General features: G+C 51.7%; 14 protein-coding genes and 1 tRNA gene. 7 read left to right on the forward strand and 8 right to left on the reverse strand.

Annotated elements, in window-relative coordinates; genetic code table 11:
• On the forward strand, positions 1 to 739 hold a 739-nt coding region (locus GDA54_05275; GenBank protein MBC6497713.1), incomplete at its 5' end, for an ATP-binding cassette domain-containing protein.
• Here the strand turns inward: GDA54_05275 and GDA54_05280 are convergent.
• On the reverse strand, positions 723 to 2,096 hold the full coding sequence (locus tag GDA54_05280; GenBank protein ID MBC6497714.1) for a serine/threonine-protein phosphatase: 1,374 nt from the start codon (positions 2,094 to 2,096) through the stop codon (positions 723 to 725). The two genes, GDA54_05275 and GDA54_05280, sit on opposite strands and share 17 nt — an antisense overlap.
• Entirely contained in the window at positions 2,023 to 3,117 is a 1,095-nt protein-coding gene (tsaD, locus tag GDA54_05285) for a tRNA (adenosine(37)-N6)-threonylcarbamoyltransferase complex transferase subunit TsaD (protein MBC6497715.1), read from the reverse strand. Before tsaD ends, GDA54_05280 begins: the two co-directional genes overlap by 74 nt.
• Between tsaD and hemC the strand changes: the two genes are divergently transcribed.
• Together hemC and GDA54_05295 are read left to right on the forward strand one after the other, a co-directional pair.
• Positions 3,109 to 4,143: a hydroxymethylbilane synthase gene (gene hemC / locus GDA54_05290; GenBank protein MBC6497716.1), complete on the forward strand. Its 1,035-nt coding sequence runs from the start codon at positions 3,109 to 3,111 to the stop codon at positions 4,141 to 4,143. The genes tsaD and hemC overlap by 9 nt on opposite strands.
• Before the next feature lie 30 nt (positions 4,144 to 4,173).
• Positions 4,174 to 4,959 (forward strand): uroporphyrinogen-III synthase, encoded by a 786-nt coding sequence (locus GDA54_05295; GenBank protein ID MBC6497717.1) that lies wholly within the window; start codon positions 4,174 to 4,176, stop codon positions 4,957 to 4,959.
• On the opposite strand, the gene GDA54_05300 is transcribed toward GDA54_05295, so the two are convergent.
• Together GDA54_05300 and GDA54_05305 are read right to left on the reverse strand one after the other, a co-directional pair.
• Positions 4,919 to 5,545, reverse strand: coding sequence for a DM13 domain-containing protein (locus GDA54_05300; protein ID MBC6497718.1), 627 nt, complete (start codon positions 5,543 to 5,545; stop codon positions 4,919 to 4,921). The genes GDA54_05295 and GDA54_05300 overlap by 41 nt on opposite strands.
• Before the next feature lie 88 nt (positions 5,546 to 5,633).
• Positions 5,634 to 5,707: transfer RNA gene (locus tag GDA54_05305), tRNA-Arg, on the reverse strand.
• Positions 5,708 to 5,790: 83 nt separating this feature from the next.
• On the opposite strand from GDA54_05305, the gene GDA54_05310 reads away from it, so the two are divergent.
• Positions 5,791 to 6,276, forward strand: coding sequence for an outer membrane protein assembly factor BamE (locus GDA54_05310; protein MBC6497719.1), 486 nt, complete (start codon positions 5,791 to 5,793; stop codon positions 6,274 to 6,276).
• Positions 6,277 to 6,314: 38 nt separating this feature from the next.
• Complete coding sequence (purH, locus tag GDA54_05315) at positions 6,315 to 8,015, forward strand: bifunctional phosphoribosylaminoimidazolecarboxamide formyltransferase/IMP cyclohydrolase (GenBank protein MBC6497720.1); 1,701 nt, start codon at positions 6,315 to 6,317, stop codon at positions 8,013 to 8,015.
• Here purH and GDA54_05320 read toward each other — a convergent pair.
• From GDA54_05320 to GDA54_05330, 3 genes are all read right to left on the reverse strand, one after another.
• Positions 7,984 to 8,433 (reverse strand): ATP-binding protein, encoded by a 450-nt coding sequence (locus GDA54_05320; GenBank protein ID MBC6497721.1) that lies wholly within the window; start codon positions 8,431 to 8,433, stop codon positions 7,984 to 7,986. The two genes, purH and GDA54_05320, sit on opposite strands and share 32 nt — an antisense overlap.
• Positions 8,434 to 8,451: 18 nt before the next feature.
• Complete coding sequence (locus GDA54_05325; protein MBC6497722.1) at positions 8,452 to 10,689, reverse strand: hypothetical protein; 2,238 nt, start codon at positions 10,687 to 10,689, stop codon at positions 8,452 to 8,454.
• A 103-nt stretch (positions 10,690 to 10,792) separates the two neighbouring features.
• Positions 10,793 to 11,335 carry an SH3 domain-containing protein gene (locus GDA54_05330; GenBank protein ID MBC6497723.1) on the reverse strand — a complete coding sequence of 181 codons (543 nt, stop codon included), beginning with the start codon at positions 11,333 to 11,335 and terminating at the stop codon, positions 10,793 to 10,795.
• 75 nt (positions 11,336 to 11,410) lie between these two features.
• Between GDA54_05330 and GDA54_05335 the strand changes: the two genes are divergently transcribed.
• Positions 11,411 to 13,552: a UvrD-helicase domain-containing protein gene (locus tag GDA54_05335; GenBank protein MBC6497724.1), complete on the forward strand. Its 2,142-nt coding sequence runs from the start codon at positions 11,411 to 11,413 to the stop codon at positions 13,550 to 13,552.
• 44 nt (positions 13,553 to 13,596) lie between these two features.
• Positions 13,597 to 15,390 (forward strand): aminopeptidase P family protein, encoded by a 1,794-nt coding sequence (locus GDA54_05340; protein ID MBC6497725.1) that lies wholly within the window; start codon positions 13,597 to 13,599, stop codon positions 15,388 to 15,390.
• Here the strand turns inward: GDA54_05340 and ligA are convergent.
• Positions 15,358 to 17,526: an NAD-dependent DNA ligase LigA gene (ligA, locus tag GDA54_05345; GenBank protein MBC6497726.1), complete on the reverse strand. Its 2,169-nt coding sequence runs from the start codon at positions 17,524 to 17,526 to the stop codon at positions 15,358 to 15,360. The two genes, GDA54_05340 and ligA, sit on opposite strands and share 33 nt — an antisense overlap.
• Between the last annotated feature and the right edge of the window lie 7 nt (positions 17,527 to 17,533).

A 17,533-nucleotide genomic window follows, 5' to 3' on the forward strand; every position in this document is an offset into this window, starting at 1 on the left:
CACGCCTCGCTCCAATCCCGCCACATATACCGGCACATTTACGTTCATACGCCAATGGTTCGCCAATCTCCCAGAGTCAAAAACACGCGGCTACAATGCAGGGCGATTCTCTTTCAACGTGGCGGGGGGGCGATGTGAACATTGTAAGGGAGATGGCGTTATCAGAATCGAAATGCACTTCATGCCTGATGTCTTCATTCAGTGCGAAGCATGCAAAGGGCGCCGCTACAACCATGAAACCCTCGAAGTGCTCTATCGAGGCAAGACAATCGCAGACATCCTCAATATGACAGTGGAAGAAGCCCTCGATTTCTTTAAAGCAATCCCCCCTATCAAAACACGACTACGCACACTCATGGATGTCGGACTAGGGTATGTCCAATTAGGACAGCAAGCAACGACTCTCTCTGGTGGCGAATCCCAACGTATCAAACTGGCACGAGAACTCGCTAAAACACAAACAGGCAACACCCTCTATATTCTCGATGAACCCACCACAGGATTGCACTTTGAAGATATACGCAAGCTCCTCGACGTCCTCCACCGCCTCACAGACCAAGGCAATACCGTCATCGTCATCGAGCATAACATCGATGTCATCAAAACGGCAGATTGGATTATCGATATGGGGCCCGAGGGAGGGGAAGGAGGTGGCCATATCATCGCCACCGGCACGCCTGAAGAGCTATGCCGTCATAAGAAGAGCGACACAGCCCAATTCCTCAAACGCGCCTTATAACCATGAGGGTGATGTCATCTTCTTGCTCGCCTTGATAGCCTTTAATGCTCTGAAAGAGGCTCTGTTGTAGCGCCATAACATCATGGCGGGCATGCTCCCGCACACATGCCAAAAGATTTTTACGCCCATAGAAAGCGCCTTTCTTATTTTTTGCTTCATAGACGCCATCAGTTACAAGCACAAGAACATCATCTTGTGTCATAGGCGGCAACGCATGGTAGCGATACTGCCAATCAGGACGCACACCCACCAAAAGGTCTTCCCCTTCAAGCCATAGCGCCTCGTCATAACGCCCTCGATAGAGAAGAGCGGGAGGATGTCCAGCATTGCAATAGGTCACATGCGACTCCTCTAAGAACACCGCCATCATCGATAAGAACGTAAAGTCCTTCACATCCTCGCATAAATGTCGGTTGACACTTCCCATCACGTCCTCTTCCTTGCCATGATGCACCGAACGGAGCAACCCTTGCGTGCGGGAAGCAAGGAGAGCAGCACCCGCCCCATGCCCACAAATATCGGCAATGACCGCCATATGACCGACAATATCGTAGTAGTCACCACCTAAAAAATCACAAGAGTCAGAACGCGCCGCCACATGGTAATCGCCAACCCGACATGGCATGGCTGGCAGAAGAGAATGGTGGACGTTACGGGCAAGGGATAAGGAAGACACTAAACGCTCATGCTGACGTAACGCTTCGACCATCTTCACAAGAGAACGTCCCAATAAACTCAATCCATCGCGCAACGGACGAGAAGACTCCTGACTCCCTCGCCCTACCCCATACGAGTCCATGACATGCCTATCCACATGCAAATCGCCCCGCCCCGCCCTCTGCACCATATCAATCAATGGACGGATACGCCTATCCAAACGCCCAACCCACCAACCAGCCAATCCTACAACGATCATAGCGATCGCCATCGCGCCCAATAAATCAATGATAATCAAGGAACGCAAGACACGCGCCTCTTGGCGTAACTGCTCCATAGAGAGTTGAAAGCGCATGGCGATGGTGTCGGCAAAATTGCCCAATGTCCAAACGTCGATCAACGTCAGAAGCACCAAAGGCGGCACCGACACCGAGAGCAAGAGCAACATCAATTGCGTGCGAAAAGGAAGAAAACGTACTCTTTTTATCCAGCCCATTCTCCCATGATGACTCCTTGATGACCATAGCCCCTTTGCGCTCTGCGCTCTGAGGCTTTTCCTTATCACATGTGTGTCGCCTAACCCCGTATCAGTGCCAAGCAATATGACACAAAAAGGCATTGAGGCATTAAAGCGACTCGTCCAAAGGCCAGCGTGGGCGAGGAACAGGCTTATCAAAACGACGACACGCCTCAAGACCATAATGGTTGATATAGTCACATCCCACCCATGCCACCATAGCCGCATTGTCAGTGCAGAGGGATGGCGGTGGAATCATGCATCGAAAGCCATTGCGCGTTGACAGCGTGTCTATGGCTTGGCGGAGCGCGCCATTGGCGGCGACACCGCCAGCAACGACCAAGAGAGACGTCCCGCCTTCTTCCCCGCCTTCTTCCCCGCCTTCTTCCCCGCCTTCTTCTATGTCACGACAATGCTGTCCCATCAGCCTCATGGCGTTATGGGTGCGCTCACATAAGATATCGATGATAGCATGTTGAAAACTGGCGGCGATGTCGGCTTTTTGCGCGTCTGTCAAGGGGGAGGCAAGGGATATGATATGGCGCGAGACCGCTGTTTTAATGCCAGAAAAGGAAAAGTGGCAATGGGGCGTTCCTCGCATGGGACGTGGAAGCGTGAGGGCATGGGGATTGCCTCCCTGTGCTATCTTCTCGACATGGGGCGCGTAGGGCCATGGTAATTCTAACATACGTCCGATCTTATCAAACGCCTCACCCACAGCATCATCTTGGGTTGTGCCATAAAGGTGATAGGCATCAACGCCAGAGACGCGTAGCAGCTGACAATGTCCGCCAGACACAAGAAGCAACAAATAGGGAAAAGGGCAAGGCGCTATCAGACGCGGCGAGAGCGCATGCGCGATGAGGTGATTGATGGCAAAAAAGGGCTTGCCCGCCGACACAGCAAGTGCTTTACCATAGGACATACCAACGATGAGACCACCGATGAGGCCCGGTCCACATGTGGCGGCAACGGCATCTATACTGGCGACAGAAAGGCCTGTCTTGGCAAACAGCATGCCTACAAGGCGAGGCAATATGCGCACATGCGCCCGCGCTGCTACCTCTGGAACAACGCCACCCCACGACATATGGTCTTGCTGGGTATGGACAATGTCCTCTATGACAGTGCCGTCACTGCGAACGAGGGCGACAGCGGTTTCATCACAGCTGCTCTCAATGCCTAAGACGAGCTTGTGTTCCATAAGTCCTCTGTTTCTCCCCATGCCATGACGCCACAGCCAGCCCAACCATTATTGCGTATCGCCAGCCGTCGCTCACTCCTTGCGCGCGCACAAACACGCCTCTTTTTAGAGAGGCTCTACAGCCAACAGCCCCACATGCAGGGACGTTGTACTGTGACGACCATGCGTTCGACCCTCTCCCCATCAATGCCAAAAGCGCGTTTCACAAAAACCCTCAATGACGCCGTCATCGCCCACAGCATTGATTGCGCTGTTCATTCCCTCAAAGATATGCCCGCACGGCTTGAGCCACCATTGGTGATTGCCTGTTTTCTCCCACGAGAAGATGCCAGCGATGCCTTGCTCATGGCCCCACCCATGCATGCAAGGCTCAAAGGCACAATACCACGTCTACGCGACATACGCCCCTTCTTTCCCCCATCAACGCCCATACGTTTAGGAACGTCCTCCCTCAGGCGTAAAGCGCAATTACAGCATGTGCTTCCCCATAGCACCATTCTTCCTATCACTGGCAATATCGATAGCCGTCTTCGTCACCTCACAGGACAAGGTGAGCCCATCGACGGGATTATCCTTGCCACCGCCGGACTCAAACGCCTACGCATGGACCATCACATCACCCTACCCATTGCAAAAGACGACATGCTCCCCGCTGCAGGGCAAGGAATCCTTGCCGTTGTCTGTCGCCATGATGATAAAGACACGCGCTGTTTGTTAGCGCCCCTCAATGACGAAGAATCGTCCCTGTGCGCTCAGACCGAATTCGCTGTCCTACGTGGCGTCGGCGCATCATGCCACGCCCCCATAGGCGTCCATGCGACCATCACTCGACAGCATAAGGAACGCGCCATGCTCTGTGTGCGCGCCTTTCTTGGCGATGAAACAGGCGCTCTATCTTGGCAATTGGATGGCACATGTCCCGCCACCCTCTCAGATGGACAAAGGCTAGGACACCATATTGGCACACAATTACGCCAAACAGCAGGAAAAACCTTTGCCCAACGTTACCTACAAGACATCACGTAAATCCTATCACGCTACGTCCATATCCTCGCCATGCCCTATCATGTCTTACTCACCCGCCCCATAGAGGATAGTCAACATCTCGCCCATATCCTCGCCCAAGAAAACATTCATAGTCTCCATGCCCCTATGATGGATATTGTCTTCGACCCGACACTCCCCTTTTCTTCTATCCCCGCAACGGCCCAGGCTTGCCTCTTTACGAGCGCTTATGGAGTCGAGGCGCTCATAAGACGCACAAAAAAACGTCTTCCTTCCCTCACCATAGGACCTCATAGCGCCCATAGAGCCAAACGCCACGGATTCACCCCCGTCACCTCTGGTGACGGGAGGCGCACCAGCCTCCTACAACAGGCATTACGTCACATGACACCAGACGCGGGAAGCCTCTATCACCCATGCGCCACCGTCCATGCCGACAAAACAACCCGCATGCTCACCGACTATGGCTTCACCATTCATAGTATACCACTCTATCAGGCTGTCCCACGAACAACCCTCCCACATGCGGTGAAAGACGCCCTATGCCACAACGCCATCGATGCCGTCCTCTTCTTCTCAGCGCGCACCGCCGCCCTCTTTAAAGTCACCCTCGCTAAAGAAGACATCCCCGCCCAATGGATGACGTCCCTCCATGCCTTTGCCTTGAACGACAGCACCGCCACCATCCTACGCCCGCTCGCCTTCAAAGCCATTCATTGCGCCAAACGACCAACACAGCACCATATGCTAGAAAGCCTCCGCGCCCATCTCAAACAAGAGACACGCCATCAATGCCTTACACCCCGTCATCAAAACGCAAAAGAGCGGGAGAAATAAGGACACCAAAGGCCTCGCACCAAATGACGACATGGCGATAGCCTTGCTCGAGTAAAGACACAGAGGAAGGAATCTGGTAACTCTGCATGCCTTTAAAACGACGCAAACGCCCTAAATCAACGAAAGGATTGTCCTCCACATCGCTCGCCCCCTCTATCTGTTCTGCCTTCGAGAGATACACATGGTATTTTGGGCCCGGGCCCACTTCGAAATCCTCTGCCATAACGACTTTATCTTCGTAGACAACGACATCGCCTTTTCCCCAATGGACAAGATCCCATTTATTGACATGGATAAACGTCCCTTGTGCCACTTCCCTATCAGAAGGCATGGATGATGGGGGTGATGATGGCGTCTGCGCTGTTGTGGACGGAGGCTCGTCCGCCATCTGTGCCTGAGAGGGTTCACGGGAGGATTTATGGGAAGGCATCCCCTCGCCATAGGGCGAAGAGAGAGGCTCTTCTATCTCCATCGCCTGAGGAAATAAGAAGGGAAAGAAAAAAATACCTAAGGCAAAACCAAAACCCGTTCCCGCCATAAAAAGTGCCATCGCCCCACCTATCACGATGCTTCCTTGTATCTTCATCTCTCGCTCCTTACACCAAGCCACAATGGAATGTCCCCTCCTCACTATAGCCCCCCTCACTATAGGACGTGACGCGCAAAAAAACAAGCGTCCCCGACAGGATTCGAACCTGCGACCTACGGCTTAGGAGGCTGTCGCTCTATCCATCTGAGCTACGGGGACAATTCTTCCCTTGCTTTGCCCTTATCATATGGTTATATACGACTATACAACCTATTGCTTGAGGATTTGCTTCCCCTTCCATCATGTTGACGATGAAACATCCTGTCTGGTATCACCCTCACCGCCTCCTCTCTTCCTTCGTTGCCATGACCATGGCGATGGCGCTCGTCAGCGCATGCGCAGGCCATGTGCGTGTCACAGGCCAATTGCCTAGCCCACAAAAAATGACAAAGATAAAGCCCGGCGTCTCTTCCCGTGACGATGTGCGCACGTTATTAGGGACGCCTTCCCATACGCCTCTCTTCACCGAAAATCGATGGTTTTATATCTATAAAAAAACAAGTTCTCTGGCGTTTTTTGGAGAGAATGTCGTAGACCAGCGCACCCTCGAATTTTCCTTCGATGATGATGGTGTCCTACAAAATATCTATCTATATTCTAAAGAACAGACCTACGATGTGGCAGCGCAACTACGTAAGACACCCGCCAGCGGCCGTGAGCTCAGTTTCTGGGAACAGCTCCTCTCTAGTCGGGCATCGCTCCCCAATACACAGCCCGGCGGGCCATAACAATTTTTATGGCGGTATGTGGCGACACAATATAATATGTGGACACACGCACACTCCCTCCCCCGTCTGTTGTTCCCCCGCCTGTTATGTCCATGTCCGTTGTTCCCATAAAGCGGGCTCTCCTCTCCGTCTATAATAAAGATGGTATCGTTGCGTTTGCCCGTTTCCTCCAAGAGAAAAAAGTGTCGCTCGTCTCTACAGGAGGCACGCATGCGCTCCTCAAAAAAGAAGGGGTGAATGTCAGCACCATAGAAGAGATAACAGGCTTCCCCGAAATTCTCGATGGACGGGTGAAAACCCTGCATCCCCATATCCACGCTGGCCTCTTGGCAAAAAAAGGATATGCCCCCCATCAAGAGACACTCCGCAAACGCCATATCCTCCCCTTCGACCTCGTTGTCGTCAATCTCTATCCCTTCCTCGACCTTGTTGCCCGTGACGGAACGCATGACAAGGCGCATGAAGATGCTCATGAGGCATGGCTAGACGCCATCGATATTGGCGGCCCCACCCTTATACGCGCCGCCGCAAAGAATTATCACGCCATCGCCGTCGCCACCCACCCACGTCATTACGCCTTGCTCCAAAAAAGCATGGAACGCCATGACAACGGAACAGACATCGCCCTACGCCACACCTTAAGCGCCCAAGCGTTTGCCCTCACCGCCCATTATGACGCCACCATTGCCGATTGGTTTGCCTCAGCCAGCACTCACCAAAAAGAGACAGACAGCATGCCACCCTATATCACCATCACCGCGACTAAAAAACACGCCCTGCGCTATGGCGAAAATCCTCAACAACAGGCGGCATTCTATCAACGATACAAGCCCCATGGCGTAGCATCCCTCGCCCAAGGGACACTCCATCAAGGAAAAGAACTCTCGTGGAATAACCTCAATGATACAGCGGCTGCCCTACGCCTCATACGCGAATTCACAGAGCCTTGCTGTGTCATCATCAAACATGCAAATCCATGTGGCGTCGCCTTGGCACAAGACACAATAACGCATGCATGGCACAACGCCTACCGATGTGACCCCCAAAGCGCCTTCGGTGGTATCGTCGCCATCAATCGTCCCCTCGATGACGACATCGCCCATGCCTTGCGAGATGTTTTTTTAGACGTCATTGTCGCCCCCTCTCTCACCGATACCGCCAAAAAAGCGATGGCGCACAAAAAGACTCTACGTATCATCACATGCGCACAGCTCTTCACACCCTACCATAGCCGTCAACATAGAACAGACGCCAGACAACAATGGGATGTGCGCTGTATCGAAGGCGACCTCCTCGTTCAGCATTATGATGAGAGCGCCATACCCCCCATCGAGTCTATGCTCTGCCCAACAAAAAAACAGCCCTCACAGCAAGAATGGGACGATATGCTCTTTGCCATGAAAGTCTGCAAACATGTGGCGTCCAATGCCATCGTCTATGCAAGCATGCGCGCCACCATCGGTATCGGCGCCGGACAAATGAGCCGCCTCGACTCGGTCCACATCGCCAGCACAAAAAGCGCGCCTTTGCGCCGCCACGCACAACAACAAGGAGACCCCATTGTCGCCGCCTCTGACGCCTTCTTTCCCTTCCCTGATAGTGTCAACATGATGGCGCGAGACCACGTCTGTGCTGTCATGCAACCCGGCGGGTCACGCAAAGATCAAGAGTCCATAGACGCCGCCAATACGCACCATATGGCCATGGTCATGAGCGGGCAACGCTTTTTTCGCCATTGACAGGAAGCACATCCAAGCGTTTTATCATGGTGAGGATATTATGCCCACCATCACGATAATAATGCATACGATGAACAAACGCCTTCACAAGAGATAAGCCAAAACCGCCTTTCTCATTGGCTGGCTTGCATGGGTTATGGCGTAAGGGATTAAAGGGAGGGGCGTTATCCTCAAAACATATCCGTAGAAAACAATCACGCATGGACATCGTCAACGTTATCACAGCAAGACATGGCCTCTTATGCCCATGATAGCCATGATGGACAATGTTGGATGCGATCTCATCACAAATGACAAGGACATGGGACATATCACGCAAAGACATGCCATAACAGAGGCAAAAATGGTGGCAATGGTCGATGAGCTGTTTTAAGCCCTTTGTATCACCTGAGGCTTGGGAAAAAAGTGTCGCACGCATAGGGGGGCGCATGCGCCCCTAGAGGGCAACATGGAAAGATAATTGAGGCTCCCGTAACGTAAAACGCTTCTGAGCGAGCTCCTCTGGCGAAATGTCCACGCGATACGCAATGCGATAGCGGGAATTATCGCGCACCTCTTGGGTACCCTCTTCGCTGGACAAAGCACGGATTTTAAACGCCGCCTCATAATCAATGGAAAAACCGCCATCTTCTCTCTTCTGGAGAGAGGTTGCTTCATCCTCAATAACTTGCGCAAAATTAATCCCTTGCCCACTGAGTTTAGACACTAAGACGCCGTTTTTTCCATTTTGCATAGCACCCGTCGCAGCATTTCCCAATGTTTGATTGAGTAACTCCGATATAAAGAACGTATCCTCCTTGTTGCCTACATAGGCTTCTAACTGGTCGATGGCATCGGTCGTCAGTTTCGTCAAGCCGTGAGGAAAGGCTTTTTGCACATCTTGTGGCGAGCATAAATCTTTTTTCTCTCCCTTATCGTCAAGGAGAATCGTTTGACGAACAAGGTCTGCGGCAAATTGTTTCGAGACACGCCCATCATGGTCCCATGCTTTACGAGAAGGAGGGGGCGTGACAAACTTTTGAATGAATGCCTTTTGCTCTGGTGTCATAGATGTTTTTGTGGTGACGAACACCAATGTGTCCTCCTGCCATTGGGGCTTGCTTCCTTGAGGAATGGCATGCGCCTTATGTGGGTCATACATGTCTAAGAGGGTATCGAGCGCTTCTACATCGCGCTCGATGCTCTGGCGATGGACTGAGGATTGAGGCTTCCTTGCGGCCAGCGCCTGCCTCATGTCATGCATGGTATTGAGAAGACGCATGTAAGGGCCTTGAGATGCCAACAATTCTTGGTAGACGGCTTGTGTCTGCTGTCTCACTTGCCTGATACGCGGTATGCTGGCGTCATCTCGGCGAGAAACCTCCTTTTCTACGTCCTTGGCTTTTTGGAGGGCGAGCACTGCCTTATCCTGACTCATCGCTGCTTCAATGCCCTTCTGCATGAAGGTCAATGTTTCGAGGCTCTTCCTTTTATCTTGCCCGTTTTCTCCTAAAGCAACATTGTTCGGTACAGTCAACCCTTTCCTCACATGGTCCAATCCCTTATCGAGAGATTCTTGAACAAAACGCGCCTGCATACCAGCAAGACGTGGGTCATCCTTACCCATCAGAGCATAGATTTGCTGTTCGATATGCGCGCGCATACGCACCATCATCGCCTCGCAACGTTGCAATGTCTGTTCGGCGCCCGGATGTAAAGATGACATCATCCCTGAGCGCCTTATCTGTGCCATCGCATGCTGAAAAGCATCTGGAAACGCACTTTGCGCTAGGTGCATTTCCATCTGAGCAAAGTAAAAATTGTCGTGTTTTTGCGCGGTCACGCTATCCTCTAAACACGCCATGAGGGCATGGGGCGCGCCTGTGTCGCTATGATAAAAGGCTTCTATGTGTTTTGATGCATCGGGCGCTAACGCCTTCATCTCTTGCGCCTTGAGCGCTTGGAGCTGAGCATCAAAGTGGCCCATGTCTCGTGTGACGGCACTGATGTCGCCACTCTCCATAGCGCAAAAAATGTCCGCTGAACATCGATGGAGGGAATCACGCATGCCATTGATAAGCTCACATGCCTCTCCACCTAACGCATGGGCTTGGGCCATCATGCGAGACGCCAAAATAATAGCCCTGTCATCAGAGACACGCACCTTGCCATGATGACCCTCCATATTAAGACAACGCGCCAGCGACGCCCTGACATAAGCCCATTGTGATGACGTCAATTTCTGTGGCTCTACAGGAGGTGTCATCGTCGCGCACGCAGCAACCAGTAACCTATAATGAGGGGATTGCTCGGGGGTGGAAGGGATGATTTTTCCTACCTGTTCCCGATGATAAACGATATTCTGAAAGCGATGGCTCTGGGCGTAGGACAAGGCTTGACGCGCCTGATGCAACGTCAAATGTTTATAGGTTGGATGGGACACATTTGCTTCTTGGAGCGCCTCGCCAGCAAGACGCTCGCCGTAATGCGCTCTCAAAAAACGGGAAAAGTGATGATGTGTCTTGAGAGAGTCGTTGCTAGACGACATGCCTAAACGCTGCCGTAACGCCACCTTAAAACGCCCTATGAGCCCATAACGCTTCACATGGAAGCGTCCTTGACGGTCTTCCTTGATAAGGAAGGGGCGATGCTGGCCTCCCAAACGATGAAAGGCGTGTGGCGACATCGTGTTCATTGAGCTCTTCCCTCCTGTTATGAGACGTCCTCGTGGCTTAACACCACCACGTCACGTCATAGTGACATTTTCTGTCATAGTGTATGCAATTTCTTACGTCCCTCTAGTCGACAATTTCATTGTCATAGACACCCCAAAACCCCATGCGCCTCCTATCCCGATGCAACCAGCCGTCATACCCACCGACTTCGATGCGACACCAGTCTTGCTGACACGCATGGAGAAGCGCAAAAAGACCACCCTCCACGCGCGCAATGACTCGCGCATGGAAAAAAGGTTCTCGGTAAAGGTTTTGCACAGGCAAAAGGAGAATAATACTACGCTGACGTGTCAACATGCGACGATGAAGCCAACCTTCCTTGCCATCCCAATCCCGCACCTGACGCCAGTCCTTATAGGACGCAAGAACCTCCACAGGAACAAACGACCTGACATACGTCCATTTGATAGGATAGTCCTTCGAGGGACCAGCGCGAAGATTGACTTGCTGATGACGCAAAGAGGCAAAATAGGGAAAACGCTTTTTCTGAGACTCTGTCGCCTGCTCAGCGCCTGTCGCCGCTCCATCATCAGCATGAACGGCTTTCTGCTGAGGGATGTTTGCACCACCACATCCATACATTGTAAATACAAGAATAAAGGCCATAGATATGCCATATAGATAAGATAAGTCCCATCGACCCCTCACCTTCATCATAGCACCGCGCCCAACCCCATCACCATGACAACACATCATCACCTCTTAGAAGCACTCAACCCCCCACAACGCCAAGCCGTTGACCATGATACAGGCCCTCTCCTCGTCCTCTCTGGTGCTGGAACGGGAAAAACGAAAGTCCTCGTCCACCGTATCGCCTATCTTATAGCAAGAAACAAGGCACAACCACACCGTATACTCTCTGTGACATTTACGAATAAAGCCGCAAAGGAAATGAAAGAGCGGATAACATCTCTCATAGGCGCAGAAAAAACACGCGCCCTATGGGCTGGAACATTTCATGCGCTCTCTTTGCGTATACTCCAGAGGCACAAGGATGTCCTCGACATGAAAGGGGATTTTGCCATCATCGACAAACAGGAAAGTAAAAAAATCATGCAAGACATCCTCAAAAGCCATCCCACTGAAGGACAACAGCTGACGGCAAAAACCATCCTCGCACATATCGACATGTGGAAAAATCAAGGGCTACGCCCCCAAGACGTGGACGTTCCTTCTCAAACGGCAACCTACACAAAACGCCTCTGTCGCTTTTATCACCGATATCAAGACGCCTTACGAACATACCATGCGATGGATTTCGGCGACCTGATCCTACAAACGCTCCAACTATGGAAACATCATGGTGAGATTCTGGACCACTGGCAGTCACGCTTCTCTCATATCCTTGTGGACGAATACCAAGATACCAATACCGCCCAATACTTATGGCTACGTCTACTGGCACAAAAGCACCATAACATCTGTTGTGTGGGCGATGATGACCAATCCATCTATGGCTGGCGAGGGGCAGACATCAACAATATCTTGCGTTTCGAACAAGATTTCCCCCAAGCCAAGACCATTCGTCTCGAGCAAAATTATCGCTCAACACCCCATATTTTGTCGGCAGCCTCCTGTATTATAAAAAGCAATACCCGACGTCTGGGAAAAACCTTGTGGACCAATATGGCGCGGGGTGAGAAAATCCATCTCTGCCATTGCCATACCCACGAGGAAGAAGCCATGATGGTGAGCCAACGCATGAACGCATTACGACAAGAAGGCGTTCCCCTCAAGACCATGGCCGTCCTTGTCCGTGTCACAGCACAAATCAGCGCCTTCGAAGATGCTTTCTCTCAAGAACACATCGATTACCGTATCATCGGTGGAACGCGTTTCTTCGACCGCAAAGAGATCCGCGGCGCTATCGCCTATTGGCGTCTAGCACATCACAGCCATGATGATAGAGCGTTCTTGCATGTGATCAACATGCCAAAGCGTGGCGTAGGCGATAAAACACAACATATCATACAATCCTATGCCATAGACCATGGGCTCTCATGCATGCAAGCGACCCAAGCCCTCCTCACACAGAACGAGATAAAAGGAAAAACAGGCCACGCCCTCTCTCTGTTCTTACAATCCCATAAAAATTGGCGACAATGGCTTGCCTCCATGCCGCACCAAGAAGCAGGACGACAGATCTTAGAAGATGCTGGTTACCTTGCTCTGTGGCACAACGAGGGTGATATAACCGCTCAGAGTCGAGGGGATAATATCGAAGCGCTCATCAATACATTAAAAAATTACGCCAATATCGCCCAATTTATCGACCATGTCAGCCTTCTCACAGAGAGTGAAGAAGAAGACCATGCCGACAAAGTCTCTCTCATGACGCTCCATGCCTCTAAAGGCTTGGAATTTGACGTCGTCTTCTTGCCCGGGTGGGAGGACGGTATCATGCCCCACAAAAATGCTCTAGAAGAAGACTCCGTCAAGGGTATCGAGGAAGAAAGAAGACTCGCCCATGTCGGTATCACACGGGCAAAAAAACGCCTCTATATATCACACTGCACCCATCGACAAATATACCAACAATGGGTCACATCCCGCCCCTCACCCTTTCTTTCCCTTATCCCTTCAGACGCTATCACGTGTCATAATGAAACAGAAAGAAGAAGACACCATCCCCACACGCAAAACACAAGACGATACCACCAGAAAGACGCCGCTATGAAACGAGGCGACTATGTGCGCCACCCGTCCTACGGATATGGCGTTGTCCAAGATATTGACGGCGATATTCTCGATATCATCTTCGACTCTGGCCAGAAGAAAATTCTCAGCAGCTATGTCAAGAAAGATATTCTGGCAAAGGGCTGATGACCGACTGACAAAAGGCACAGAAAAGGAAAAGGGAAGACAGCATGAAAAACCCTTATAGCAAACGCCTTGCGGGATTGCGCCAGCTCATGAGCGCGCATGGCGTTGATGGCTTTATCATCCCCCATAGGGATGCCTTCTTCAATGAATATCTGCCAGAATCATCACAGCGTCTTGCCTTCATGACGAATTTTACAGGGTCTGCGGGCATGGCAATCATCATGTCCGACCATGCGAGCCTCTTTGTCGATGGACGCTATGCTCTCCAAGCACAACAGCAAGTGGATACAGAGACCTTTTCTATTCAATCCTATAGCCTCGACACACTCCAACAATGGCTCAAACAGACGCTCCAACCGCATGGCGTCATAGGCTATGACCCATGGCTCCATAGCCCCCACGAATTGCGCCAATTAACAAAGATGATAGAGCGATGCCAAGCACGGATGCATGCCATGTCTCCTAATCCCATCGATAGACTATGGACGGATAAACCACCCCTCCCACAAACAAAGATTATACCTTTCCCCGATGACGTGAGCGGCGATAGCACAGCCCATAAGATAAAAAAAATCCAAGCTGTCCTCAGAACCCATGACTGCCATGCGACCATCCTGACATCACCGCCCTCTGTATGTTGGCTCTTCAACATACGCGCCTCCGACATTCCTCACATGCCCGTTTGTCTCGCCCGCGCCATCCTCTACGCAAAAGGACAGCCCACCCTCTTTCTCAATGAAACACGCTACCACAACCCGCCAGCCTCCATAACACTTGCCCCCGAACATGCCTTCACATCCCACATCACGACATGGAGTCACCATGATGACCCTATCCTCCTCGACCCCCGCACATGTCCCGCATGGATACACCACACCCTCCAAGAGCAAGGATGTGCCATCATACAAGCGGATGACCCATGTCTTGTCCTCAAGGCATGCAAAACATCAGCGGAAATTCACGGGAGCACCCAAGCCCATATTCGAGACGCCGTTGCCCTGACGCAATTTTTTGCATGGCTTGAGCAACAACCTCCTAACAGCGTCAGCGAACATCACGCCGCCCACATGGTCTGCACATATCGGCAACGCCACCCCTCCTTCCAACAACCCAGCTTTCCGACAATCTCTGCCAGCGGGAAAAATGCCGCCATCGTGCACTATATCCCCGACAGCCAGAAGAGCGCCATCATTAAAGATAATACCCCCTACCTCATCGACTCTGGCGCGCATTATACCGATGGCACGACAGATGTGACGCGCACGCTCTTCATCAACCATCGCCCTGACAGAACAGCTCCCCAAGAGATAAAACATCTCTATACCCTTGTTCTCAAGGGACATATCGCCGTCGCCTCCATTCGCTTTCCACCCAAAACAACGGGGACTCAATTGGATAGTCTCGCTCGCCAATATCTATGGCAACACGGACTCAACTACGACCATAGCACAGGGCATGGCGTGGGGAGTGTGCTCAGTGTCCACGAATCTCCCCCTTCTCTCTCCCGACATCATCCATCACATCCCCTCATGACAGGCATGATCTTCTCTAACGAGCCCGGCTACTACAAGGCGCACCATTATGGCATGCGTATCGAGAATCTTATGCTCGTCCTCCCGCCAATATCCACAACACAGAACGCCCATCCCATGCACACCCTCAAAAACCTCACCCTCCTGCCCTATGACATCGCCCTCATAGATGACACCATGCTCACGACCCAAGAAAAATCTTACCTCACAGCCTATTACGCCACCATAAAAACCCATGTCATGCCCCACCTCGACCAAGACGGCAAAACATGGCTAGAGAGGCAATGTGCCTTGCCCTTTTGCTAAACCATCTGCCGTCTCATGAAGCTCGGTGTCACGTGCCCCTGTACCCACAATATGCCCCTTTAAGAGCTGCATCCATTCTTGCTCACGCAAAATTTTAATGCCTAAAGCATGCGCTTTCTTTGCTTTACTGCCAGCATTCTCTCCCATCACGACATAATCGGTCGCATGGGACACAGAGGATGCCACAATACCGCCCATCTCTTGCACCCGATATTTTGCTTCCTCCCGAGTCATCCCCTGCAACGCCCCCGTCAACACGACACGCTTTCCATAGAGGGGAAGAGACATGTCAGCCCCCTTGATTTCATAGTCTTTGATACGTAAAACATGGCGGAGCTGCTCAATCATAGCGCCATATGTCCGCACAAAATCAACAATGGAACGCGCCATAGACTCACCGACCCCGTCAATAGCGCACACGTCATGCCATGACTCGTGGCTTGTATCCTGTGCTTGTTCCATAGAACGCACCCAATGAGGCGCATTCTTATAGTGCTTCGCCAAGAGCTCAGCCGTGACACGCCCTATCTGCGGAATGCCTAACGCATAGATGAAACGAGGCAAAGAGACATCTTTGCTCTTGGCAATAGCATGGAGAAGATTATCCACCGAACGTTGTCCCCATCCCTCTAGCGCTTGGAGGCGAGCGCGATGGGCGTCTAAGGTGAATAAATCAACAGGCATATGCACAATATGCTCTGCCATCAATGTTTTAATATGCTGCTCACCAAGACCCGTGATATCGAAGGCTTCCCTCGAGACAATATGCTTCATCCATGCCATTCTCTGCGCATCGCACGATAAGCCACCCGTACAATAATACGCCACTTCCCCGTCATGGCGCACCACCTCGCTCCCACAGACAGGACAGGCTGTGGGAAAAGAAAATGTCTGCCTTCCTCGTCCATCTTTGGCTTTTCGTATCACCTGAGGAATCACATCGCCAGCGCGCTGAACAATGACGTCATCGCCTATACAGAGGTCAAGACGTTTTATCTCGTTGGCGTTATGAAGGGTTGCCCGCTTGACAAGAACACCGCTTATGCGCACAGGCTCTAATTCGGCAACAGGAGTCAATGTGCCATGCCGTCCTACCTGAATCGATATGCCCTCAATACGCGTTCTTCCACTCTGGGCGGGAAACTTCCAAGCAACCGCCCAACGCGGCGCTCGCCCCACAACACCTAGCCTCCTTTGATAATCGGCATGGTCTACCTTGTAAACAACACCATCAATATCCCATCCTAGTGTTTCCCTCTCCTCAAGAAGGGCTTCATAAGAGGTCGCGATATCGTCCCACGACTCGCATTGACGCGCTAAATGATCTGTGGGAAAACCCCAATCCCGCAACAGCCCAAGGCATGCACTTTGCGTCGGCATGGGATAGCCAACACAGCCATAGGCCATGAAAGACAAGGAACGTTCGGACGTGATGGAAGCATCTAACTGCCGTAGACTGCCTGCCGCCGCATTGCGCGCATTGGCAAAAGGCGTATCGCCCTTTTGTTCGCATAGACGATTTAAGGCGACAAAGTCCTTATGATTCATATAGACCTCTCCCCGCACTTCAATGACAGAGTCTCCCTTCATGGGAATAGTCGAAACAATGCCTTGCACATGACGCACATTATCCGTGACGTCTTCCCCCACCTCGCCATTCCCACGCGTTGCCGCCCATTGGAGAACCCCATCCTGATAGTGAAGATTAAGAGACAAGCCGTCTAACTTTGGCTCACAATGCATGACAAGGGGCATGTCATCAGTCAATTGTAGGTAACGTCTGAGACGCGCCATAAAGGCGCGCATGTCGTCAGCGGAAAAAGCATTCTCCAAAGAGAGCATGGGATGGTGGTGAGGGCGCTTGGTAAACCCTCGCACTGGCTCCACAAACCCGATAGCCTCGCCTCCCTTGCTCTTCCCCTTTTTCCTCAACGTGGGATTCGATGCTTCCAGTTGCTCTAGACGTAGGCGCTGCGCATCATATTCTTCATCTGAAACTAAAGGGGCGTCTTTGCCATAATAGGCATCATCATAACGTCTTAAAGTCGCGACCAACGTCTCCCATTCCTGTTGAGCGTCTCCCTGCCTCTTTTTGTCTTCTGTCGTCTCTGTCATTCTGTCTCGGGGGGCTGTCATAAGGCTA

Source organism: Alphaproteobacteria bacterium GM7ARS4 (assembly GCA_014332745.1).
Lineage (GTDB): Bacteria > Pseudomonadota > Alphaproteobacteria > GM7ARS4 > GM7ARS4 > GM7ARS4.